We start from the raw sequence: 22,132 nt of genomic DNA, 5'->3' as shown, positions 1-22,132 counted from the left end.
CCGTCAGGCCGATGATCGCAGCGGTGTTGGACTTGCTGTGCAGGAACCCGGTGGCGCTAGCCTTGTCGCCGCAGTGGACCACGTTGCCCTCGCGGAACTTCACCTTCCCGTCCAACTCGACGTAGTGGTCCACCTCGACCACCAGCCACTTCGCGTCCGCGGACCAAGTGAACAGGCTGGCATCCCCAGCACCCCAAAGGGCGCCGTGCAGGCCGCCGCCGCACCTCGTATCGTCGCGGAAGTCGGGGGCGATCACGTGACCGGACTCAGGCCATGTGAAGCCCTTCGCGTGAGGAGACGGCGCGCGCATGTCCGCAAGACAGGTGCGAAGGACGTAGGCGGGCGTATCGAGCTTGATAATGCTGGTCATAAGATACTCCATTCTCTCTCTAGTGGAAGTTCAGTTGTTAGATGAAATGTGGAACCAGTCGCGGCCCTCGACGCCCAGCGACCCGCTAGAGGCCATCAGGCCCCAGCTTTCGGGGTTGGCGATGTTCACATAGACATAGCCGTTCTCGTCGACGTTCCCGCCGCCGACCCACAGGCCGGACCAGCCGAGCTTGTCGGCGAGGGCCTTTGCGCCCTTGCAATGCTCCTCATCGGTGCTGCCGTATCCGTAGGGCACAGTGAGGGCCTGTGCGGGGAGGCCGTGGGATGCCTTTCGGGCGGTCGCCTTGATCCTGCTGCCCCGGCTGTTGGTCGGGCCTAGGTAGCGCGTGGTGATGCTCTGGCGCATTGAATGTCTCCCTAAGGGAAGTGATGAGTGATTCGGCAGGGCCGATAGGAGAGCCGGAGGACAACCCCCGGCGCTCTCGCGGACCTGTCAGGCTTCAGGATAGAACGCGAAGGGAGGCGCTCCCATGTCCTCAAGCTGGCGGCTTTCCTCGTGGCCATATGCAGGCCGCTCTCGGCAGTTGCAGTTGAGGTGATGGACCGTGCGAAGGCCGTCCGCGTCCTCGGAGATGATGGCCCTTGTGTAACGTGCGTTGTCCATGAGGCGGGTGTGAAAGCCTCCGGTCCTGTAAAACTCATCGTAGGACATGTGGGACGCCGTGCGGTACGCGCCGTCGATGCTGATAGAGGCGTGAACTCCACAGTCTTCGGGAAGCGGCGAGGCAAGCGAAAGCCCGCGATCCTCAAGCCACCGCAGGAGCGCTGCGGGGGTCCTGAAGGCCGTGTGGGGCGTCGAGTTGCTAGTGACCGTGTACCAATAGCCGCACGTCTGCCGATGCTGATCTTTCGTCAGGCAGGCCACATGCAGGCGGTCATAGGTTTGAGTGAAGGCCATAAGGTCAAATCCTCTTGCAGTTATCGGAGGAGCCCTTGCGAGCCCCTCGGGAAACTGGCGGGACTGTGAGGCCCCGCTCAGGTGTTCGCGCTAGTGGAAGGGTTAGCCGTCGATTTCCTGCACCGCCTCGCTTCCGACGTCCTCAAGGGAGAATTCAGCGACACGGTGGATGGCTGTCGGCCACACAGGGTGGCTGGCGGAGACCGAGCTCCATCCGTCGAGGAGTTCTTGCGAAGGCTCAACCGCCTCCTTGAAGCGGATAGCCTCCTCAATTGCAGAGCGCTGGTCCGGTGCATCGATTTCAAGGGTAACGAGGATCGTCATGGGAACGGAAAAACGGGGCATCGCTTTCACTCCTCTATCTAGTGGAAATGTTAGGAAAGCAGCGCGACGCACTCGCCGGTTTGCAGCCAGTGAGCCCGTTGCAGGAACGTAAAGGTGTGGTCCCAGCGCCCGGCGAGAAACTCAGCCTCGCTATCGGTCTGCCATCGAATGTAGTGGGCCAAGTCATTCACATAGACCTTCCCCTCTTGAGCCTCTTGAATGCAACCCCGGCAGATTTCCGCGAAGTGCGCGCGGGTGCGCTGGATGGTGTCGGCTGTCAGTTCGACGCTCTGTCGGCGCATGGCAGGTTGCTCCTCAGGCTGCGAGTTTGGTGGACAAAGCGCGGAGGGTGTCGCCGGTCAGTGTGCCGTGTCCGGCGCGCTCGGTGGCATACCAATACCCGCCGGGATGCCGCTTGATGTTCCACAGCCCTCCCTCAGCATCCCAGCCCACATATTCGCCCTTACGGAAGGCGCTCCGTTCAATGTTGTGCGGCATTGCGATCACTCCTCAGTTGCCAGAAGACCGCGCTAGGCGATCCTCAGGATACCGGAGGGAAGCGTGAACTCCCCTCTAGTGGAAATGTTAGTGTTCGCCGTAGACCGTGCCATCGGTCTCGACCCACACGGTCCAAGTGCAGGTCTCCACAAAGGGATCGGAACCACCCCACTCGGTGTAGACCGATACGTCTCGGCACTCAGGGCCTTCACGGCTGCTGCCGATGCTCTTGATCTTGAACCGCTCAAGGTCCTCCCGGCTCTCATAGTAGCCAGTGATATATTCGCGGACCTGTGCATCCGTCGGTGCCTTCGCCATAATTGAACATCCTTCTAGTGGAACTGGTATAGGCTAGCTGCTTGATTGCCCTAGCGTTCTCTCGATCGGGTCAGGAGAGTTGGGGGTCACGCTAAAGCAATCAAGCAGGAGGAGAGCGGACCCCCCTCATACTCGATAGAAGCCTCGGCCTCGTCGGGTTCTCCCCGGGCTCCAGTCCCTTGGCTCGGCCTCTCGACCTTTGGGATGCTCCTGCGGGTTGCCCCGCTGCGGCTATCGGAGCCGCGATTTCCCGGTTGGTGTCCCTTCCGGTTTGATCCATCTAGTGGAAGTGAAATGATCCTGCAAGCGGAAAAGTTCCACAAGACGAAATAAAAATGGAAGTAGCCCAAAAGTGCAGGGCCTCAGGCGATCCTCAGGACGATCTCAGGGAAGCCTCAGGAGCAGGGCAGGCCGTGGAGAGCCACCCTTACCCACCTCAGGACCGGAAAGACTCTCAGCGACTCTCCTAGGGCAAACTGGAGGGCTTCTAGCCATCGTCCTCAGGTTAGGGGATGTGGGAGGGCCTCAGGATGGACCACAGGAGTGCCTCAGGAGAACGGCGGGAGGGCTGCGGGAGTGTTGTGGGCTGGATGAAAAAAGCAGGGCAAAGCGGAAGCAAGGGCGCACACACCACCAGCACCACGCCCTCAGGCCCTCCTCAGGCTGACATGCCGTGGTCGAGTAGTCCCCTATACTCCACCGATGCCACGGATTGCCGAGGGTACGCCATAAGGTGCGCCCATATCATGCCATGTAGGGTGTGCTCAGGGTGGAGAGCGAAGGGGCACCGGGCGATGCCAGGCAGTGCCTCGACGGCAGGCCCCCACGGGGGGTAGCGCCGGCTGCTGTCGGGTGCGTATGGCACTTCGGAATTTTGCAGCAAAACTAACGCCTTGCTGAAGACCCCCAATTAGCACTCACCCTTGGGGGAAGGATATATGGAAGGAAGTAACCTTAGGAGTACCTTAGGGTGATCCTTATGCTGTGCTCAGGATGGACGGGAGGAGAGGTGTGGGATATCCCTCCCTCATGATCCTCCTACCTCTCATCCTTGCAGCAGCTACCGTGGACCCCAACGTCTCGAAGGACGCCTATCGGGACTGTGTCGTGCCGAAGGCAACGGAGTGGGCGACAGGGCCGGACAGTGCGGAGGTGATCGTCCGGACGGCCGAGGGCCTCTGCGACGGAGAGCGGGTAGACGTCAAGCTAGCCCTCTTCCGGTTCGCCTCCGAGAAGGAGAAGGAAATCCAAGGGGGAATCTTGAGGATGACGCCCAAGGAGTTCGCCGATGTCGGAACGGACAACGTGGTCGAGGGCGTGAGGTCGCTTGCCTTTGCTGCGGTCTTACAGGCCCGGGCAAAGACATCCTCCAGAAAGCCCTAGGACGCCCCTCAGGACTCCCCCAAGACCCTCCCCGGTGTCAGTGTGCGGGGAGGGCTCAGAAGCGCTGAGAGGGGCTCAGGGAGTCAAATAGAGCTTGGCCTCTTCGGCCCGTCGTTTGACGAGCCCGGGGAGGACCGTCAGGACCCCCTTCACCCGAGCTTTGTTCCATAGAGTGAAGGAGGCGGCAGCTCCCTTCTTGTTCCCGGCCAGATGCCCGCGGAGTACCGAGGACCCCTTAAAGTTCGCCACGCCAATGTTGTAGGCGAGGGAGACCATTGCGGAGAATTCGTTGGCCGTGGTGCTGGTAGGGACCAGCTTCTCCACGGCGCGCTCGAAGGTCTCAAGGTCCTTGTCGAGGAGGACCTCCGCCTCTTCCTTGGTGATCTTCATGCCCTTGCGGACGCCCTCGGTCGAGCCGAAGCCGATCGTCCAGACATTCGCGGGGCAGAGATAAGCCACGAGGCGGAGGCCCTCAGCGAGCTTTACGATGGCCTTGCCGGCCGAGTTGATGGTCCTGCGCATGGCAGTCTCCTTCAAGGAGGATCAGGACCGACGCCCTTGGCCACGACGGCCAGCGACACCCCGGGCGGGGCGGCCGACCTTGCCCATGACGGTGTGGGAGAAGAAGGAGCGCATCCACTCTTCCTCCGCTTTCCGCTTCCGGTCTTCTTCGGCCTTGATGGCATCGGCGTTGAGGTAGTCGGACCAATGCGAGACAGCCATGGAGAGCACGTCGACCATGTCGTCATGCTTCAGGGCGCCGCGGACGGCCGACATATGGGTGAGCTGGAACAGCCCTCGGTGGATCGACGAAGGGTTCTTCAGGTCCTCCCGCAGGACGCCGAGGTCGAACACCAGGCGGTGCTGGCGCATGATGGGTTCGAGGGATCGGACGATCCGCTCCTCCTTCATGCCGTGGACCTTCATGCCTTCCACGCGGCAGGGCCGGACGCGGTTGACGTGGGTTTCGAGCAGCTTGCCGAACATGCCGTCCCCGAAGTTGTCCTCGGGGACGATCAGGTTGACCGCCTGCTCCTTCGAGATACGGGCAAGGGCCTCCAGCGTTGGATCGCCATAGCCGTCCTGAAAGCCGCCCCAAGCCGTCACGAAGACGTACCCAGCGAGGAACTTGGTGACACAGTAGGTGGTTCGATCTCGGCCGCGACCGGAAGGGTCGATGTGCATGGCACTGGCGCCGTAGGGAAGGAACTCCCCTCCGATGTGCATAGGGCGGTAGAGGCGGTCGCCGTCGAAGCCGACGTTCTCGAAGTCCTTGATGACCTGCTCCGGTCCCGAACCCCACACGAGGCGGGCAGGGGCGACCTTCTGGTCAAGATCGAGACACATGAGGTCTCGAGTCTTGAGCGGGAAGCGCTCGGCGTCCGAGAGCGAGGTGTCGAGCTGGAACTGCAGGAGGAAGCCGGCGGCGCGGTAGTCGTTCTCACGCTCGATCAGGTCGAGGTCGTGGAAGCGCTTCGGGTCCGTCGGGGCGCCTCCTAAGGAGGAACCGCGGGGCTGGACCAGTGTAGGGTCAGCCTCAATGTCGGCCTTAAGGATCGGCGCCAGGAAATCGCCGTAGTTCCTCAGCTTATCCAACAGCGGGTAGCGCGCGGGCCAGATGCGGACATCGTAGCCGCGCTCCGGGAGGCCCCGGTAAATCGACTGCTCGGACTGAGGAGTTCCGAGGTAGACGATCTCGCCCTCGGGCTTCGTGATAGCCGCGTACTCGGTGGTCTTGGCGGACAGCTTCTCGCGCATCGTCTCGGTTTCCGAGTTCTTCGGAACTTCGACGTCATCGGAGATGGTGAGGTCGGCGCGGGAGCCCGTGAGCTGCCCGACGATCGACATAGCTTTGACCGACGGGGACTTGTCGGGCTTGGCGGCGCCCACGTCGAATGCGAGGGCGGACTGCCGCTGACCGGTACGGGGGCGCAGCTCGGACCACAGGTCGTCGCCTTCAGGGGCGTCGATGATCTGCTTGATGAACTGCGTGATTTCGGAAGCGAGGGTCTCGTTGGCGGAGACGATCGCGATCTTGAGGTCAGGGTTCTTCCACAGCCGCCAGACAACGTAGGCCGCCGTGATGAAGGTCTTACCGACACCGCGAAACGCCTGAATGAACCGCCGCCGTGGGCCGGTCACCAGATACCGCGCGATGTCTAGCTGGATGCGCGTGGGCTCCGGCAGGAGCAGAACGTGCTTCCAGACATACCAAAGGAACTTTAGGAAGCTCCCTTGGAGGATGTCTTTAGAGGTCAGCAGGTGTCCTTAGGGAAGACGGAGCTTGGTACATGCACACACGCGATCTCGTGATCCTCGTGCTACTCGCCGTCGGGGCTTACCTCTGCCGTTTAGGCTACAAGGTCGGGTACGATGATGGCTTCAAGGAAGGGATCGCTGAGGGAGTTCGGCGGGAGAGGATTTGGTGGCTCAGCAAGAAGCGAGACGACCTCAGTGAGAGGTCCTGATCTCGTGTCCTACGTCGTCTAGGTCCAGCTCCCCCAAGGTTGCTGCCAGCGTATCCACCCGCGCCGACTTGGCCGGGGCATCGACACCGTTGTCCTTCAGGAACTTCAGCGCCTTATCGATAAGCTGAGGGTTAAGCGGGGCATAGTTCTCGTCGTCCCGCGGGAGAGCGGCGCGCTGCGCAGCTCGGGCCAGCTCGTCAGAGAGTGACCCGGCCACGAGTGCGTGCAGCATGTCGAGGACGTCGCCGGAGGCGCGACTCATGCAGCGTCCTTTCGGAAATCGCGGACGAACTTATAGATGAGGATGGCCGCCTGTAGGATCGTATAGACGATGGTGCAGACGATCATCCACTCGTTAAGCGTCAGCCCCACCGCTGCCGCGCTGGTGACAGCGAGGGGCGGCGAAGCCTTGCCGGCAGCGGCGAGAAGGTCGGCGCTGGTAATGGAAAGGCTCACGCCTTGGTCTCCTTTAAGTGAACCCGACCTCAACGAAGCGGGTCTGTGCATCGGCGGCGATCAGTGCCTGGACTGAGGCGGACCAGTGCAGGCCGTCCGGTTGCAGACGCGCGGGGGCCACGTCGTTCGCTATTTGGGCCTGCTCATCGGTGGTCGGGGTTAGGCCAAGCCTTTCCATGGCCGTGTCCTTGACCCTGCGAACACTGTCGAGCTGCCGGGTTCCAAGCAACTTTGCAGTGCGCTGGTTTACCGTACGGATCGTGGCATAGTTCCCACTGGACGTGCCTTCGGAGGCAGAGTTTGGGATCGTCAGGAGGATCGACTTTGGAAGCAGCCGGATCATCGTGGTCACGTCCTGAACAACCGCGTCTGGCCCGAAGTCCGTTCGCGAGCCGCTTACGTAGAAGTTGTTCCGCCCCGCCGAGATGACAGAGGGGTAGCTCAAGTTCACGATCGGGGTGATAGGCGTATCGTCGGGGAACGCCTTACCAACGATCTGGCCCGACTCCGGAGTGAATGTGTAACGCTCCACTCCGCTGATTTGAGACCTGCGGAGGATACCCCGCACCGACCCGAACCAGACAGGCCGGGTGACGTCTGCCGTCGTGGAGGGCGTGGACAGCCACATCCACGGATCAATTGTCGTACTGCTCGCAACGGGATTTCCGTCGAGGTGCGTGACGACATTTGCTCCGCTGTTGATGACCCCACCGGCTACTCGCGCCGTAACCCCTACGAGTTCCTTGAGGCACTGCGCCGAGGTCCTTCCGCCCAACGAAAGGTTCACTACGGTGCGGCCGGTGGCTGTTGCCAAGGGCCCCACCAGCGCAGCAGCAAGGCTGTCGCCGATAACGTTGACGGGACCGCCTCCGCCGCCGGCCGCAACTGCGGCAGCCAGCGCCCCAATCCCAAACGGGTCGGGATTGGAATAATCGACTCCGTCTGGCTGCCTCTCGCTGAAAGCGATCGACACACCGCAATACCTCAGGGTCGCCGAGGCAGTGTCATTGCGAAGTTGAACGAAGCCTCTCTCAGCGCGGCGGGCAATGCCGTCCTGCGTGAGGTTGTTCCTCGCGACGAGGTAGTAGAGCCGGTGCGTGCTATCAATGTCCTTGAAGCTCATGGCCGTGTACTGGCCCTGAGACCAAGACCCGCCGCCGCTGTTGCGGCCTAGCGCAGCCTGTCGATTGCTCGCCGCAACAGGCCACTGACCTGCTACCGACGTAGAGACGAGGACTGCGAAAGCTACGTAGTCGCCTGGGTTTACGTTGCGGGGGAAGTCGAGCCCGATGGTGTTTACTACGCCCGCGTCGAGCCGAGCACATCGCGTGTAATTATACTGGTTGAATACAGGGTCGACCGTGCCTTCAACAGCCGGGACATCGGCGAATGGGCTTGGCGGGAGCGGAATACCCGGCACGAAGTTGCTGTTAAGGAAAATCGTGGGAAGGATGTTCTGCACCTTAGCCGCGAGGCCGCCGACCCCGTGCGGGTCGCGGTTGTGCCAATCGACGCCGAGAGGGCGTTTCTGCGAGGTAGCAATGGCAAACCCGCCGAGCTTCAGCGCCGCCCCTGCAGGAGCTACGAAAGCGATGAACATCCGCCCCGAGGCCACAGCAAGACCGTTTTGAACGATCAAAAAGTAGCGACGGTGGGTGGTGTCAATGTCCTCGTAGCTCAGTGCGAACGTAAGCTGCGAAGCAAAACCGTTACCTCCGCCAATCGTCAGAGCACAATTCGAAGCGGGTGAGGAAGCCGGCCACTGTCCTGCAACAGAAGTGGCGACAACGCACGAGACTGCAATCCAGTCACCCGGCGCTACTTGCTTGTCGAACTGCTGCTCGATCGCTTGGCGCGCACCGGCCGCAACCGGAATAACGTAGTTGAAGCCAGCGTTAACGAATACCGTATCTGACGTCGCCTCACGCGTAGTGATGCGCTGCAGGCCGCCATCGAAGGGGCGTGTTGGGCCATCATCGAGCGCCGAGTTCCAGAACACAGGAGTAGCCAGCGGAACTGCCGCAACTGCGTCGTCGAGAGCCTTCTTCGAGGCAAGCTCAAGTCCCTGTGCCGCCGCAGCGGCACTGACTTTGCGGTAGAGGGTGGCGTATATCGAACCACCGCTTGCGCCTTGTACGAGGAAGGGCTCACCCTCCGCTCTCGCGGCCACGCCGGCTGCAGTGGAGGCATAGAGCCACCCGCTCACCGACGCCTGCGCTGCAGCAGCATAGAGCGCGGCTTCAGCGGACTTACCACTTGCGTCCGTTGCGCGGAGAGCCGCCGTTTGAGCCGAGATATTGGAGGCTGCTGCCGACTCGCCCGCGAGCCTCTCATGCTCTCCCGCGACTGTCCGAATGGCCGCAGTCTCATCCCTGAGAGCCTCCGTGACGGCGAGGGCTCCCTCTGCGGCAGCGACAGCGTCCTCTGCGGTTGCGAGGTCGTTCTCGATCGCAACGATTTTACCTGCCACGACCGCGAGGACCTTGCCGTCAGCGTCAGACAAATCATCCACCGGAGGGGCCACGACGCCGAAGGGCACTGTTAGCGACCGACTGCGGAGCGTACCTACCTCATCCCCCAACTCTTCCGCACGATCGCGCGGCTGGCTGGAAGCATTGTTCAGGTCGGCTCCTCGGACGATTTGACTGTCGGCGAAGGTGATCTCAGGCTCCGACACATCAGTGTGTCGATACACTTCGATGTAGTCGCCCGGGCGCGGCGCCATTTCAAGTTCGATTTGCGAACCTGTAGAGAGGACCGAAGGGACGTCTACGCCGTTAACTCGTGCGCGGATCGTCTCCGTCTGTCGGTAGTCGAACGTGATGTTGAAATGGCGCGTTACGCCGTCGCCCGTGTACGGCGAGATAGTGGACATGTGGGGACTTCCTTGGGAGACCGCGAGGCCCCGTCAGGAGCCCCGCTTACAGGTCAGGATCAGGCAGGCCGTCGGCCGCCACGTCTTCTCTCGCCATGCCTTCTGCATCACGTCGGGCCATGCCCTGCGCCATGTAGTCGGCCAGCGATTTGGTGTAGGTTTGCTTTGAGGCGAAGCCGGGGCTTCGCTCGGCCAGGATCGCCCACGCGGGCTTGTTGAATTCGCGCATGGTGTCGACCACCTCGGAGCGCTTTTGGTCCTTCGAGGGTAGGGACTGAAACCGCGGGTCAGAGAACAGCTCAGAAAGCGCTTCCTCCATGGTCTGGCCGCGGTCATTCACCGCTTCCTTCCCCCGCACCCGCCGGACCTCCGAAAGCTCCTCGCTGGTCAGGTTGAACCCGTCGGGGTCAGACTTGCGGATCGTGTTGATGTCGATCCCCAGCCGGCGCAGCTCCGCCTTCACAGGCGACATGGGCTGTCCTTCGGTCAGCTCGGAGTTGCCGAAGTTGATCCCGAGGGTTCGGCCCTTCACCTCATCACCGAGCGGATCAACCCGGGGACTCATGCCCCAGCCTGCGCCGGGGATGTGACGGAGGAGCTGATCCATGAAACCGACCGCCTCCATGGAGGACGACCGGAAGCTCTCGTTGACCTGTCGGGAGATGCCGCCGAGGGGGACAAGGCGTCCCACGGCACCGCCTGCGGTCCTTTCAAGAGTTCCGAGGGCAGTTTCAAGGTTCTCGGCCGTAGCCAGTTCCATGAGGTCCTGCAGTCCCTTGAGGTAGGACTTGTCGAGGATGCTGTCGCGAGCAGCGAGGTAGGCCGTGCTCAGGCCCGTAATGAGGGCTTGGTGCTGGTCGTATTCGGTGCCATCCGCGTACCCGGCCTTATACGCCTGCCCGACCATTGCGCCCATCCCGAGGGTGAACGCGAAGGGGTCGACGCGGCCGAATTCGAAGAAGCCGCCTCCGGGCAGGTTGATCCGGTTCGCGGGTCCTGCGTCGAGGTTGCCGGAGTTCTCGTAGCCGCCGTTGGTGGCGGTCACGGCGCCGGCCATGCCGAACGCGAGCCCCATCTGAAAGACCGTCGTGCCGATTTCCACTCGGGCCTGCTCTAGGCTGGCTGCGAGCTTCTCGTCGGCCGTGGCTCCGGGACGGGCCCCCCGTGCTAGGATACCCTGCACTTCCGCACTGCGGGAGGCGAGGGGGCCGTAGTTGACCACCCCCTGCTCGAACAGGCGGATTGGCGTGCGGACGAACGGGACGAAGACCGCCGTAAGGACGGGATGGACCTTCTGAAGGAAGTTCGCCGCCGCCTTTCCGTGGGCCGACTGTGGGCCATCCAGGAAGAGGACACGCTCACTCTCGTTCTCCACGAGCTTTTGGAGGTCAACGAGGAACGCAGCTTCACCCTGCAGAGGGCCGTCAGATGCCACGAGCGCCGCATCAACACGCTGCAGGAGGTCTGAGGTCGGAAGCTCGGACAGCTCCGTTGCGCGGCGCTGGACGTACTCCGTCAACTTCTCCTGCGGCACTCGTGCCTCCACAGCCTCGCGGATCGCGAAGCGGGTGGCCTGCGAGTAGGTCTCCTTGACCTTGACGAACTCCCGACCCCAATCGTCGATCGAACCGGTAAAGAGCTTCATGGCGGCGGAGCCGCCCGCGTCGACCACGTTGGCCGTCACGGCCCGTGCACGCTGCAGATGGTAGATCAGATTGGCGAAAGCTGTATCGCCGGCCTCCGTCCGTGCTGCGTCGATCCGGGTGTTGAACTCTGCCGTATCGGTGACGTTCAATCGTAGGCGTTCGGAGAACTCGCGAAGCTCCGGCGGTACGAAGCCGTCGGCCATCATCGTAGTTCGCTTCAGTCCAGCCTTGGCAGCGACGACGCCGTTGCCCCAGCCAACCCCTGCGATCCGCTCAACGTCAGTCCAGAACTCCCACTGGACGCGCTTGAAGAGAGCCTTGAGGCCGTCCTTGTGCGCCTTCCAATAGACCGCTCGGCCTGCCTCATGCTCCAGCTTCAGGGCCAGCCCTTCTTCGACCCGGCCCGCCTTGACCAATCCGCGCGCGGCCCAGCTCTTAGCCAGGTCGTTGCGGAAGAAGTCATTGAGGACAAAGCCAACGGTATTGAACAGGCCGGTTGCCGGAGTGAGGGCGTTGGAGCGGAGGAACAGGGAAACCGAGTTGAGGGTGCGCTGCCATGTCGAAACGGCAGCAGCCTCCGCGGGGTTCATCAGGACATCGGCCAGCTTGTCGCTATCCGACAGGGTCCGAATGCGGCTGAGCAGATGCGTCAATCCGTCATCGCCAAGTTCCCCCAGCGATTGCTTGACGCGCTTCTGAATGGCCTCGCGGCTTTCCAGCTCGAAGATGTCATCGGCTACATCGACCATCCGGGCTCGGGTGCCATGCGATAGGATGCCAAGGGTCCGGCCTGCGTTGGACAGGATGCCTCGGGCGAGAGTGAAGCGGTGGGCCGCGTCCGTGAGTTCTTCCGCGAGCCGGTCACGGGCACCGTCAACACCCTTGAGGACGTCCGGCAAGAGTTCTGTACGGAGGCGAATGACCTTGGCGGTAGTGGTGAGGACCACGTGCTGCGCGATCCGCGCCTTCACATAGCCCTTCTGGCTCAGGTCGTAGGCGTCCTCAAGATCGCCCAGCGTGACGCCCTTCTTCAGCTCCTTCCCGACCTCCGACTCCATGCCAGCAACGGTGCGTGGCTTGATGCCCGCCCGCTCGGCCAGTTTGGACGTCGCGAATTCGAATGCCTCGGCCGCCTGAATGACCTCTTCCGTTGTCAGGGAGGTATCGCTCAGGTCGATCCCGAGGAGGGAACGATAGTGAGGGTCGGTCAGGACCGTGCCGTCGGCCTCAGCCTGTGCGATCCGGTTGTAGAGCTTCTCAGCCTCCACGCCAGACAGCTTGCCTAGGCGCTTGGCGATCGACGCACGGGCAGCCCCGGGATCACCCAGCAACTCCCGTGCGGAAATCAACGCGCCGTCTGCGATGGTGTCCGAGACGCTCTCACGAGCCCCGAGCTTTACCGACGTGTCGAGACCGAGAGGGTCCTGTCGGGGAGACGGGGTGCGGACATTGTCGGCTGCGGCAGCAGCTTCGCGGGAGAGGGTGGGAGGGATGAGAGCCTCCTCCATGCGAACCGCGCTGCCCTTCTTAAGGAGCAGACGGGCACGGTCGAGGCCCCAACGACCCGCCGGAACGACCATCCCCTCCAGCACATAGCCGCCGAGACCCCCGAGGAGGCCGCCGACCGCTGCACTTTCAAGGCGGTTGTCCAGCCCGTCCTCGCCCGAGCCGAACCCGTAGGCCCCGCCCATGATGGCGCCGGAAGTGAGAGCACCTTTGATGCCCTTACCGGCTGCCAGCTTGCTGCCGACAGGAACTAGAGCGCCGGCAAGCTGCCCGGTTAGGTAGGCAGTCCCGTGTTCCTCTTCGGCTTGGTGGAGGATCGAACGGTTGGCGTCGATGTTGGCATCAAGGATTTCCCCAAAGCCGCGATCACTGTTCCACACGTTCTCGCGTCCGTCGGTCAAACCGATCGAGTCCACGAACGCGCCAGCCTCGTCGAGGAAGCCGAAGGTCACCGTATCGCCCACGCCAAGCATGAAACTGCCGGCAGTGTCAGGGCCTTCTCCGCGATGAATGCGGGTTGTCCGAATGTCTCGGCCGGGAGCGGCGCGGGTCTCGGACGCATCCTCTGCCTCGGCGTAGGACGCCATGAAGGTCTTGCTCGGCATGGGCTCTCCTAGGATTTACTTACGGGGTGCTGCGGGCCTCGGCGGGAACGTGGTGGTGAACCACTGATCGAGTCGCCGCTCGGCACTGTTCATGAAGACGCCGACCTTGTCGGACGGCCAATTGCCTCGGCCGAGTTCAGTTCGGAAGGTGTCCATCTTCGACCGGATGAGGGCTCGGGCCTTCGTCTGATCCATGCCGCGGGGTAGTCGGACCTTGCTGAGCTGAGACGCATAGGTCTCCTCCCAACTGCTGAGGTCGGTGTCTGCGGACTGGTACTCAGGACCTTTGAGGCGGAGGGACTGGACCGACCCGAGTTCCCCGCCGGCCTCTCTGAGGATGGCCTGCCGGACTTCCGGGTCGGCTTCGCGAGAGGCAACCTCAAGCAGCTTGCCGGTGGCCTCCGTGATCGTCGAGCGGCCCGCATAGACCGGCCCGAGGATCGAACCGATGCGGCCCTTGAGGTAGTCCTCTTTGGACTCTCGGGTGTCTTCCCGTGCCCACGACGCAGCCTGCCTCGCATCCGACATCGCCTGTCGGCGATCACTGTCGATGATATTGAGGAGCTGGACGCCCTGCTGAGGACTGAGGCGGCCGGCCTGAAGGGCCTGCCTGATCTCCACGGGGGAGGGGTAAGCACCCACACCAGCGAGACGAGTGAGGTATTCGGCCGAGGTTGCGGCCTGCGCCTCTCCCCGGTCCCGCTCAACCTTCGCATCGATCCGGTTTGAGTAGGTCCGTCGGAAATCCTGCAGGTCCAATACCTGATCCGCCGAGAGCGTGAGGGCTCCGGTGGGCGGGGTAAGCTGGACTCCGCCGGCTACGTCGGCCTGTTCTGAGGGGAGCGGTGTTTGGGCGACGGCGGCGGGTGTGGCGGGAGTTCCCACAGGCTGCTCCGCGAAGTAGCTTGACGGGGAGACCTTCTTGCCACCAACCTCCATGGTCATGTGGACGTGAGGGCCAGTCGACTTGCCTGTGTTTCCCGAGAGCCCGAGCTGAGCCCCGGCCTCGACACGTTGGCCGACCTGGACCTCTCGCGAGGACAGATGGGCGAAGCCGACGATGGCTCCGTTGTCGAGACGGACGCGGACCTGATTACCGCCCCGAGCATTCCGCATCGATGAGATAACCTCGCCGCCGAGGGGCGCGGTGATTGGCGTACCGACCGGGACCGGGAAGTCCTCGCCGTTGTGCGAGCTGCCGCCACTGCGGGCATCGCCCATCTTCCCCGTGCGCTCTCCTGCGACGAACCCTTGGAAGGGCTGAAGGAGGCCGGTGGGGGCTGAGCTTTCTTGCGTGAGCTGCTTTGCGTGTCTCTCGTGAAGCGACATCGCATAGGAAGTCGCCTCCTCGGGAGTGCTGAAGGTCCCAAAGTTCTCACCGGTCTTTCGGTAATGAGCGATGGCTACTTCATCCGAGACAACTTTCCCGTCAACTACCGTGGGAATGAGCACTTCGCCCTTGTCGGTGCCGATACTCATTGTGCGAACCGTCGACACGCTGCCGTCTGAGTTCTTCACCCGGAAGCGGATCGCTTCCGACAAGTTCCCCGAGATGATGGGCTTCGGGAGAGTCGCTTCCGCGCCGGGAGTGCTCTGCTTGGCCCATCCGAGCAGACCGTCGATGATCCGGCGTCCACGGACGGGGTCCGAGCCTTCCAGCTCACCCACGGCACCCTTCGCCGCCTTAACGAGTTCGTCCATGCCGGCCTTAGGATCGACGGAGGGGAGCAGCAGGCCGAGAGCCTTGTTCCAATCCACGTCCTGTCCGGCGACGATCTGGCCCCGCACAACGGTAGCCATATTCGCCAAGCTCTCCTCGCCCATGCGCTTGTCGATCAGGCCGGAAGCCTTCGACATAGCGTTGGAGCGGAGACCTGCCATCTGCTCGGCCAGCCAACGGTTAGCTCCGGGCGATCCGAAGTCCTTAAGGCCGCCTTCTTCGTCGACGGCGAACGTGCGGTTGTACTGCTCCAGATAGGACGACACCTCAGCCTCGCGCTTGGCGGGGTCGGGGTCGGTCTGGTTCTGGATCAGCTCTTGCAGGCCCCTTTCAAGGTCCGGCAGTCCGCTCGACCAGTCGGCCTGAGTGCGGGAAAGGAGGGCACCTTCGCGGTACGCCTTGGACTTCGCCATGCGCGCCTCGTCGACCATGCCGGTGGCTGCGTCGATGAAGGCTGCGGACTGATCCTCCTCCCTCTGCTTCTCCGCACGTCCTTCTTGGTAGTGCTGGAAATCGGAAGCCGCGTCTTTGACCATTCCGAGGGCGCGCATCAGTTCGCCTGCGCCGCCGTTCCCGCGAGAGGCGTTGCGCATGTCCTGCTGGTAGCGGCGGGTCGGCGCGTCTGCGCTCTGGCGGGAGAACATACGATCTCGCCGCCGGGTGACGCGCTCCTGCTGAGTGATCCGTGGGTCGATGTTCGACAGGTCAGCCATGGGTTGTCCTTCTTGTCAGCCGTTAGCCGGCCTTGATCTTGGCACCCTGCACACCCGACCACGCTGAAGCGGCGGACGCCCCGAGCTGGAGACCAGCTCCGAGCACAGAGGGCTTGGAAATACGGGAGGCGATGCTTGCGGCTTCGGCCTGGTTCGATCGGTTGCGGCTCTCGGCGTTGGCCAGAGTGCGCTGCTCCCGTAGCTCGCCCTGCATTGCGCTATCCATGAGGAGTGCTTCGACGCTGCCGGAGGTCAGAGAGAGACCCGCCTCGCCGGCCTGCGCTCGGAGCTGCCCTTGCTCACGGCGGGACTGCCGCATGCTGTCGAAGATTTCCGCCGAAGACTCCCGGCGGGTTTCCTCCCGGGCCGCGGACTCCTGCTCACGCAGCGCCTTCGTCTGCGCCTTGGCCGACTTGGCCTGCGCATAAATGGAGTAGCCGGTCGAGGCGACAGCAGTGACGCCCACCACGATCGCGGCGGTTACAGGGTCGCACACGGTGCGGCACTCCTTGCAAAGAGGTGGAAGAGGTGGCCCGAGGGCGGGTGGTGCTCGCCGAGGAGGCGGAACCCGCACCAGCGAAGCCAGCGGAGGGAAACTGTGTTGCGCGCGTCGATGTGGTTCCAGAGGACCGAGTAGGTCTCCTGCATCACGTCGAGGAGGGGGACGGTCTGTCGGGCCACCGACCTGCCACACCGCGCCACGCCGTCGGTCCCGAGGAACCAAACGGAGCCGATGCCGGGAAGGGCCATGGGGGCAGCGCCGAAGACCGCAATCGGTTCTTCGCCATCCATCGCAAGCCAGCAGTGGGAGGACATCAGGACCGCCTGAGGGATCACCAGCTCCGGCGCTAGGCCGTGCATGGCATCCATTTCAAGGCGGTCCTGATCTCTCAGGTTGGCTGCAATATGGGCCAGGAGGGAGGCGAGCCGCGCGGGCTCAACCTCCCCCACATTCAAAGGGTGGACCATGTCAGCTCCTTCGGTTGTAGAAGCCTTCCCATTCGGCCGAGCTGAAGATCGCCCCGCCGTGGCCTTGGTCGCTGACCTTGATGACGGCCTTTGCGGCGTCGCCGGTCACGGTGAAGGGGAAGCTGCCGCTGGAAGGGGAGAGCTGGCCCAGCACTGCGGACCCGGTGCCGAGGACCGACCCCGTGAATACCGTCGTCTTTTTGGGGAAGCCGGACTCAAGGGACGGGTGGGAGGCCCTGCCGTAGGGCCACACCTCGACCGTGAAGTTGAGGGTGGACGTGTAGTTCAGGATGAACTGTCGTAGGAGGAGGCGGCCAGAAGTGACCGGGACGCCCTGAGGAGTGAGCTGGAACTGCTGCGAGAGCACGACATGGAAGTCGTAGGAGAACCCACAGGACACGGTGCCAAGTCCGGTACGGGGGATCACTAGCGTATCCGCCGCCGCCCACTCAGCATCGGCAAGTGAGATGCTGCCATAGCTGTACTCGCCATTGTTCCCGCCGATCGCCGTGAAGCCCGATCGGGCGCCCGTGGGCACGTCGTAGGGCAGCGTGATGGTCGTTGACCCTTCAGCTTCCACACCAACTACGTCCACGCGCTTGTCCAAGTGGATCGGGTAGTTCTGCGTGGTTGGCTTATAGCCGTCCGCCAGTTCCATGCGCAGCAGGTAGACGCCATCCTCCTCCTTGCTCAGGAGGAACATGACGCTGTCCACCGGGGCCACAGAAAGGATCGACCCACGGAAACGCCAAGGGCGCCACGCAGACATGATCTTTTCGTTGCCATTCCAGTAGAGCTGGTAGCAGTACGCTTCGGTCCCGCCGGTCAGCGCTAGGAGGCCGCGAGGCACGGAGGCGAGCTGCGGAAGTCCTGCGGGGATGAGCCCGGGGACGTGCGCAGTGATCTCGGCCGCACTCGTGGCGTCGCTATCAGCTTGGCGGGTGTATTCGTAGAGCGTGGAGTAGCCGGCGTTCTCGCCTGCAAAGTAGACCTCACTGTTGACCACGGCCGGCCGTGCCTTCCGGCTGAGCGGGTACTTGGTCAAAGGGCGGATCGCGATGGAGGCGGGAGTAACGCCCTCCTCCGCATTGCTCAGGGCGAACTGCGTCTGGTCTGCGAACAGCAGCGCGCCGTCGTTGAACAGCGTGATGAAGTCGAGGATCGCAACGTTGGCCGTGGTGACTGCCACGTCGACTAAATCGCTCGCGATCAGGTCAAGGACGGTTGATCGGTAAAAGTTTCCGAAGTCGCCCGCGCAGGACATCACGACACTCTCGTCCACGAGGAACACGAGCCGGTTCTGGTAGAAGGCCACGTCCCTGATCTTCCGGCCTACGAAAGTCGGAGCGGGGTTGGTCGTGTCGTCGCCCACCCGCCTGGGTGCCCAAGAGAACGGCGCGAACGTGAACGTCCCGTCACCCTCACGGATGAGGCAGTGAGGCATCGTGGTCTCGTCGAGGGAGTTCCTCAATCCGGGCATCACGGTCTCATTCCAAACGGAACCGTCCCACCGAACATAGTAGTTCATGAAGCCGGTTCCGGATGCGTTGCCGGAGACCTTGTAGATGGCGCCGACGGCCGGACCTGCGGTAGGCGGACTCGTCGTGGAGTCTGCGACCGGAAGCTCCTCCATGCTTCCCACAGTCCCCGTCAAGGTTCCTGCGGGGTTCGCGGGGTACTGCGTGGCGTAGCCCGATGCGTACTCGTCAGGCAGTTCGAAAGGCGAACCGTTGGGCCACTGCTTTGAAGGGTATCGCAGGTATTCCGGGGGCGGCGTGGTGCTCGCAACCGGCATGGCCAGAGAGACGGTCTTGCTGCGGTTCACGATGAACGTGTAGTCCGCCACCGTGACCGCTGCGTACTCCGAGCCGGATAGGTAGGTCAGGCCGCCGGGGGCATTGACCGTCTTCTCAGCGCCGCTGAAGTCGAACACGCGGATCGACCCGGCCGAGATAATGACGAAGTAGCGCTCCGTGCTGTCCCGGTTGATGGCGTGTATGTGGGCTCCTTCGGGGAGCGCATCGACCAGACGGGCAATGTACTCTGTACCGGGACGCTTGCCGACGCCGGACGACAGAGACGCCCATGTGTTCAATTCATCTTCGGTCTGGTCGGAGGAGCGTAAAATCGCAGGTTGTCTTGAGACACCATTGAACAGGGACGGGAGCGTCCTCTGGACTAGGGCCATTCAGTACCTCCGGTTGCCCACGGTATTTGCGATGGCCGCGTTATCGCGGAAGATGTTTGCGCCTCGGCTCTTGGCTTCGCGCTTCTCCAGAAGGAGAAGAAGGCGTTCCTCATCCTCGGCCTCGAACCGATCGAGGACAGTGGCGCCGACGGAGCCCTGTTGGAACTGCCGGCCAGCAGAGGTCGCGATGTATGCGCGCGCCGTCTCCGGCAGGTCCGCATAGGGGAATCCCCACACGATCTTGCAGGGGACCGGGCCAGTGAACTGCCAGCCCATGCTGGACTTGTTCCAGAGGGCAAGGCCGACCGTCGGGTGACGGCGCACCACGACACGGACGGAGGCATCCGATGCGTCGACCTCAAGCGCTCCTACGGGAACCCGAATGATGCCATCGGGGCCAGGCGCGAGTTCGTAACCGTCATCGGTGTTGAAATCATAGCCGCGAACTAGGACGCCGCGGGTGGTGGCTCGGAGGATGTCGCGGGCTCGTGCCGCGTCTTCGATGCCGGTGTCCTCGATACTCGGGACAGGGGAGAGGCCGATGCTGCTGAGCATCGAGTTAACGGCCTCCAGCTCAGTGGTGAACGAAAGGACCGCCACGGGCGTCTCCAGATACGGGGTAGGAAAAAGAAGGGGCCTCCCGAAGGAGACCCCACTTTACGATCAGGTCGGGATCGCGCCGGTACGCAGCTCGACCGCGCACTTGGTGCGCAGCTTGCGGGTGCCGACCATCATGCGGGCCAGCAGCAGGTCGCCCTGCTTGCGTGCCTGGTGCTCGATCTCGAACCCGACATCCTGCACGATTGCCGAGCAAGCAGCCCACGGAGTCCACACGGTGCCTACGGTCGTACCGAACTTGGCACGGTAGGTCGCCGGGATGAACTTCTCCTTGGTGTTGTCGATGTAGTCGCCGGCCGTGCAGTCCACGCCGTAGACCTCGGCCGCGATGTTCGACTTGTGCATCAGGACGCCGTCGATGGTTTCGAGGGTCATGCGCTTGATCGAAGCGTCGCTGCCATTGGTGTCACGGTTCAGGTTCTTGTCGGTGCGGGCCATCAGGCTCCACTGTGCCGGCTTGAACATGGAGTGCACCGGCTGCGAATTCACCGGGACGTCCTTCTCTTCCATCGCCAGCTTTGCCGAGGCCACGCCGTCGATGAGGACGGTGCCGTCGGTAGCGAAGCTGGCATTCTGGAGGGCCGAGCCGCCCTGATCGCCCATGAAGAGGGCGCCGCCGCGAGCCGCAAGAACGATCGTGCGGAGGACGTTGGCGTCGTAGTGACGCGCCAGGAACTCGCCCAGCTCCTTGGTGTAGGGAGCGCGGACGTCGAAGTGGTTCAGCAGCTCGTCGATGTCCGCGATGAACACGTCCGAGACCAGCTTGTCATCGGGATCGACCACGATCTCGGTGTGCTGGATCGTGCGGCCGGTGATCTCGGTGCCGGGGGTGTGGTAGCCACCGCCCGCGCGCCAGATGGCCGGGAACTTGAACTGCTTACCCTTGGCGAGGGTCTTGGTCTGGTGCTTGTCACGCAGCGTGGTCGCGGTCTCGAACGCGGTGATGACTTCGCCACCGAACAGGTCGAGCATGAGCGCACGAACGTCACCGGTGCCGAGGTTCTGGCCGGGACGCGAAGGGGTGGAGTTGACCACTATCTATGCCTTTGATTTGGGAAACGGGTAAGGATTTGCAGCCGCGCTTCGCAAAGGCCCAACGATCCTGAGGTTGTCCTGCGGGAGGGCCTCGGGTCGACAACGGGTTGTCTTCAGGATGTCTGCGGAAAGGTGGGGGATGAAGGCCGGCTCCCCCGGGACCGTGGCTGGCTGGACGTCTCAGCAGCGCACACCGCTTGAGACCCGGAGGGCATCAGAGGGGGCGGCCGGATTACTGTGGAGCGGACCCCGAGAGCTTGAATACCGATCCGAGGGGGCCGCCGTCAGAACCAAAAGACGCCATGAGCTTGTCCATGACCTGCTGCCGGAAAGCCGGATCAGTTAGGTAACGGGGGTCGCGCATCATGGCGTTCAAGTCTTCAGATAGTCCGGCCTGCTCTTGGGTCGGCATTAGGCTCATTAGCGGGAGTAGACCTGCTGCTCGAACATCGGTCGAGAGAATGCCTGGAACCCGCCGCCCTGCGAACGGGCGAGCTTGTCCACGACGGTCTGGCGGTAAGCCGCGTCCGTCGAGTAGCGGGGGTCCTTCTGAGCGGCCACGAGTTCGTCGCGACTGCGGAAGACATCCGAAGCGGCTGCGCCGCCATCATTGGGGATCACGAGGCTTCCTTCCGAGGGAACCGCACGGGTGTACTTGGCCTGAAGTCCGATCACCGCCGTCTCGCGAAGTGCCGGGTTGTCGAGGGCGGTGTTGTACGCCTCGATCTCTTCGGCCGAGAGCTTCTGACCGGCCCACTGGACCATCGCGTTGTAGGCGTCCGTGCCGCCGGCATAGCCGTGGATTTCGCCCATGAGCTTCTCGGCGTTGGCCTTCAGGCCGTCCAGATACAGCTCGACGATCGGGCGGGGGAGGCCCGCCGCTTCGAGGCTGGCGAACGACTCATCTGACAGCTCGCCGGACTCCGCCCACTCGTCGCGGGCAGCGTCCATTGCGGTCGTCAGGGGAGCGGCGGGCGGAGCCACCGGCTCGGCCGGAGCCTCAACCTTCTCGATCTTGCCGTCCGGTCGGGGGGCAGCTTCAGGACTCGCGGGGGCTGCCGGGTCGGCAGGCGTGTCCGCGGGCTTGCTGTCCATCTTCGAGCGGAGTTCGGCGTAGCTCTTGGCGAGCCCTTCGGTGTCCGCCTTGCCATCCTTCCAGAACTGCTCCGGGCACCACTCGGGGCGCTGCGGGCCGCTCGGAGGAATGACGTTGACGTTCTCGGGCTCCGAGAAGCCGCGCTGCCCAACCTCGACCGCCGCCAGTTCAGCAGCGTTCAGCTCCGGCGCTTCGGGGGCTGCCGGAGTTTCGACGGTGTCGACCATCAGATGTAGGACACCTTGATGGTGCCGTTGCCGAGGTCGGTCTCCTTCGTTTCCGGCGGAGCAACTTCCTCTTCGACCACTTCGGTGTTGTCCACGAGGACGGTCTCGCTGTGGACGACTTCCGTGACCGGCTTCTCAGGAGCGGCCGGGATTTCAGGAGCCGGGGCCGGCTTTGCCTTGGGAGCTGTCATTGTTCTTC

Annotated in this window: 23 protein-coding genes; 1 reads left to right on the top strand and 22 read right to left on the bottom strand. The window is 63.1% G+C overall.

Translation table 11 applies throughout. The features are described 5' to 3' along the window. From HWN72_RS13510 to HWN72_RS13480, 7 genes are all read right to left on the bottom strand, one after another. A partial coding sequence (locus tag HWN72_RS13510) for a hypothetical protein (RefSeq protein WP_211150464.1) occupies positions 1–370 on the bottom strand: 370 nt, incomplete at its 3' end. A 30-nt stretch (positions 371–400) separates the two neighbouring features. Further along, the gene (locus tag HWN72_RS13505; protein WP_211150463.1) at positions 401–736 is read right to left on the bottom strand and encodes a hypothetical protein; all 336 of its coding nucleotides are present in this window, start codon (positions 734–736) and stop codon (positions 401–403) included. Between the two features lie 87 nt (positions 737–823). Then, positions 824–1,288, bottom strand: a complete 465-nt coding sequence (locus HWN72_RS13500; RefSeq protein WP_211150462.1) for a hypothetical protein — start codon at positions 1,286–1,288, stop codon at positions 824–826. Positions 1,289–1,390: 102 nt separating this feature from the next. After that, positions 1,391–1,633, bottom strand: a complete 243-nt coding sequence (locus HWN72_RS13495) for a hypothetical protein (RefSeq protein ID WP_211150461.1) — start codon at positions 1,631–1,633, stop codon at positions 1,391–1,393. Between the two features lie 29 nt (positions 1,634–1,662). Continuing rightward, positions 1,663–1,914 (bottom strand): hypothetical protein, encoded by a 252-nt coding sequence (locus HWN72_RS13490; protein WP_211150460.1) that lies wholly within the window; start codon positions 1,912–1,914, stop codon positions 1,663–1,665. Positions 1,915–1,927: 13 nt separating this feature from the next. Continuing rightward, positions 1,928–2,110, bottom strand: a complete 183-nt coding sequence (locus HWN72_RS13485; protein ID WP_211150459.1) for a hypothetical protein — start codon at positions 2,108–2,110, stop codon at positions 1,928–1,930. Between the two features lie 87 nt (positions 2,111–2,197). Beyond that, positions 2,198–2,428, bottom strand: coding sequence for a hypothetical protein (locus tag HWN72_RS13480; RefSeq protein WP_211150458.1), 231 nt, complete (start codon positions 2,426–2,428; stop codon positions 2,198–2,200). A gap of 1,029 nt (positions 2,429–3,457) precedes the next feature. Between HWN72_RS13480 and HWN72_RS13475 the strand changes: the two genes are divergently transcribed. Beyond that, positions 3,458–3,811 (top strand): hypothetical protein, encoded by a 354-nt coding sequence (locus HWN72_RS13475; protein WP_211150457.1) that lies wholly within the window; start codon positions 3,458–3,460, stop codon positions 3,809–3,811. 75 nt (positions 3,812–3,886) lie between these two features. Here the strand turns inward: HWN72_RS13475 and HWN72_RS13470 are convergent, their stop codons facing one another. From HWN72_RS13470 to HWN72_RS13405, 15 genes are all read right to left on the bottom strand, one after another. Beyond that, the gene (locus HWN72_RS13470; protein WP_211150456.1) at positions 3,887–4,333 is read right to left on the bottom strand and encodes a lysozyme; all 447 of its coding nucleotides are present in this window, start codon (positions 4,331–4,333) and stop codon (positions 3,887–3,889) included. 21 nt (positions 4,334–4,354) lie between these two features. After that, entirely contained in the window at positions 4,355–6,055 is a 1,701-nt protein-coding gene (gene terL, locus HWN72_RS13465) for a phage terminase large subunit (protein ID WP_289357667.1), read from the bottom strand. A gap of 207 nt (positions 6,056–6,262) precedes the next feature. Next, positions 6,263–6,541 carry a hypothetical protein gene (locus HWN72_RS13460; RefSeq protein ID WP_211150455.1) on the bottom strand — a complete coding sequence of 93 codons (279 nt, stop codon included), beginning with the start codon at positions 6,539–6,541 and terminating at the stop codon, positions 6,263–6,265. Further along, positions 6,538–6,735: a hypothetical protein gene (locus HWN72_RS13455; RefSeq protein ID WP_211150454.1), complete on the bottom strand. Its 198-nt coding sequence runs from the start codon at positions 6,733–6,735 to the stop codon at positions 6,538–6,540. The genes HWN72_RS13460 and HWN72_RS13455 overlap by 4 nt, the downstream gene beginning before the upstream one ends. Before the next feature lie 13 nt (positions 6,736–6,748). After that, positions 6,749–9,610 (bottom strand): phage tail fiber protein, encoded by a 2,862-nt coding sequence (locus HWN72_RS13450; protein WP_211150453.1) that lies wholly within the window; start codon positions 9,608–9,610, stop codon positions 6,749–6,751. A 46-nt stretch (positions 9,611–9,656) separates the two neighbouring features. Then, a complete protein-coding gene (locus HWN72_RS13445; RefSeq protein ID WP_211150452.1) occupies positions 9,657–13,367 on the bottom strand; it encodes a hypothetical protein in 3,711 nt (1,236 codons plus the stop codon). 15 nt (positions 13,368–13,382) lie between these two features. Further along, on the bottom strand, positions 13,383–15,800 hold the full coding sequence (locus HWN72_RS13440; protein WP_211150451.1) for a M23 family metallopeptidase: 2,418 nt from the start codon (positions 15,798–15,800) through the stop codon (positions 13,383–13,385). A 22-nt stretch (positions 15,801–15,822) separates the two neighbouring features. After that, positions 15,823–16,296 carry a hypothetical protein gene (locus HWN72_RS13435; RefSeq protein WP_211150450.1) on the bottom strand — a complete coding sequence of 158 codons (474 nt, stop codon included), beginning with the start codon at positions 16,294–16,296 and terminating at the stop codon, positions 15,823–15,825. Further along, the gene (locus HWN72_RS13430) at positions 16,281–16,769 is read right to left on the bottom strand and encodes a hypothetical protein (protein WP_211150449.1); all 489 of its coding nucleotides are present in this window, start codon (positions 16,767–16,769) and stop codon (positions 16,281–16,283) included. Before HWN72_RS13430 ends, HWN72_RS13435 begins: the two co-directional genes overlap by 16 nt. 1 nt (position 16,770) lies before the next feature. Continuing rightward, positions 16,771–18,957 carry a hypothetical protein gene (locus HWN72_RS13425; RefSeq protein ID WP_211150448.1) on the bottom strand — a complete coding sequence of 729 codons (2,187 nt, stop codon included), beginning with the start codon at positions 18,955–18,957 and terminating at the stop codon, positions 16,771–16,773. After that, positions 18,958–19,557, bottom strand: coding sequence for a hypothetical protein (locus HWN72_RS13420; protein WP_211150447.1), 600 nt, complete (start codon positions 19,555–19,557; stop codon positions 18,958–18,960). A gap of 63 nt (positions 19,558–19,620) precedes the next feature. Beyond that, positions 19,621–20,610 carry a hypothetical protein gene (locus HWN72_RS13415; protein WP_211150446.1) on the bottom strand — a complete coding sequence of 330 codons (990 nt, stop codon included), beginning with the start codon at positions 20,608–20,610 and terminating at the stop codon, positions 19,621–19,623. 232 nt (positions 20,611–20,842) lie between these two features. After that, a complete protein-coding gene (locus tag HWN72_RS31995) occupies positions 20,843–21,022 on the bottom strand; it encodes a hypothetical protein (protein WP_353231042.1) in 180 nt (59 codons plus the stop codon). Positions 21,023–21,030: 8 nt separating this feature from the next. Continuing rightward, positions 21,031–21,933, bottom strand: a complete 903-nt coding sequence (locus HWN72_RS13410) for a hypothetical protein (protein ID WP_211150445.1) — start codon at positions 21,931–21,933, stop codon at positions 21,031–21,033. Beyond that, positions 21,933–22,124: a hypothetical protein gene (locus HWN72_RS13405; protein WP_211150444.1), complete on the bottom strand. Its 192-nt coding sequence runs from the start codon at positions 22,122–22,124 to the stop codon at positions 21,933–21,935. The genes HWN72_RS13410 and HWN72_RS13405 overlap by 1 nt, the downstream gene beginning before the upstream one ends. Positions 22,125–22,132: the final 8 nt, after the last annotated feature.

The sequence above is a fragment of the Novosphingobium sp. HR1a genome (assembly GCF_015594425.1).
Classification (GTDB): Bacteria; Pseudomonadota; Alphaproteobacteria; order Sphingomonadales; family Sphingomonadaceae; genus Novosphingobium; species Novosphingobium resinovorum_A.
Note: the sequence above shows the minus strand (reverse complement) of the source record. Positions and strands in the feature narration are given on the sequence as shown.

Bases quoted from the DNA above. Each gene is read 5' to 3' on its own strand.
- HWN72_RS13445 (WP_211150452.1), bottom strand. From the start codon at position 13,367: ATGCCGAGCAAGACCTTCATGGCGTCCTACGCCGAGGCAGAGGATGCG.
- HWN72_RS13430 (WP_211150449.1), bottom strand. From the start codon at position 16,769: ATGGTCCACCCTTTGAATGTGGGGGAGGTTGAGCCCGCGCGGCTCGCC.
- HWN72_RS13490 (WP_211150460.1), bottom strand. From the start codon at position 1,914: ATGCGCCGACAGAGCGTCGAACTGACAGCCGACACCATCCAGCGCACC.
- HWN72_RS13470 (WP_211150456.1), bottom strand. From the start codon at position 4,333: ATGCGCAGGACCATCAACTCGGCCGGCAAGGCCATCGTAAAGCTCGCT.
- HWN72_RS13440 (WP_211150451.1), bottom strand. From the start codon at position 15,800: ATGGCTGACCTGTCGAACATCGACCCACGGATCACTCAGCAGGAGCGC.
- HWN72_RS13450 (WP_211150453.1), bottom strand. From the start codon at position 9,610: ATGTCCACTATCTCGCCGTACACGGGCGACGGCGTAACGCGCCATTTC.
- HWN72_RS13505 (WP_211150463.1), bottom strand. From the start codon at position 736: ATGCGCCAGAGCATCACCACGCGCTACCTAGGCCCGACCAACAGCCGG.
- HWN72_RS13425 (WP_211150448.1), bottom strand. From the start codon at position 18,957: ATGGCCCTAGTCCAGAGGACGCTCCCGTCCCTGTTCAATGGTGTCTCA.
- HWN72_RS13410 (WP_211150445.1), bottom strand. From the start codon at position 21,933: ATGGTCGACACCGTCGAAACTCCGGCAGCCCCCGAAGCGCCGGAGCTG.
- HWN72_RS13475 (WP_211150457.1), top strand. From the start codon at position 3,458: ATGATCCTCCTACCTCTCATCCTTGCAGCAGCTACCGTGGACCCCAAC.
- HWN72_RS13485 (WP_211150459.1), bottom strand. From the start codon at position 2,110: ATGCCGCACAACATTGAACGGAGCGCCTTCCGTAAGGGCGAATATGTG.
- HWN72_RS13480 (WP_211150458.1), bottom strand. From the start codon at position 2,428: ATGGCGAAGGCACCGACGGATGCACAGGTCCGCGAATATATCACTGGC.
- HWN72_RS13405 (WP_211150444.1), bottom strand. From the start codon at position 22,124: ATGACAGCTCCCAAGGCAAAGCCGGCCCCGGCTCCTGAAATCCCGGCC.
- HWN72_RS13500 (WP_211150462.1), bottom strand. From the start codon at position 1,288: ATGGCCTTCACTCAAACCTATGACCGCCTGCATGTGGCCTGCCTGACG.
- HWN72_RS13495 (WP_211150461.1), bottom strand. From the start codon at position 1,633: ATGCCCCGTTTTTCCGTTCCCATGACGATCCTCGTTACCCTTGAAATC.
- HWN72_RS13460 (WP_211150455.1), bottom strand. From the start codon at position 6,541: ATGAGTCGCGCCTCCGGCGACGTCCTCGACATGCTGCACGCACTCGTG.
- HWN72_RS31995 (WP_353231042.1), bottom strand. From the start codon at position 21,022: ATGCCGACCCAAGAGCAGGCCGGACTATCTGAAGACTTGAACGCCATG.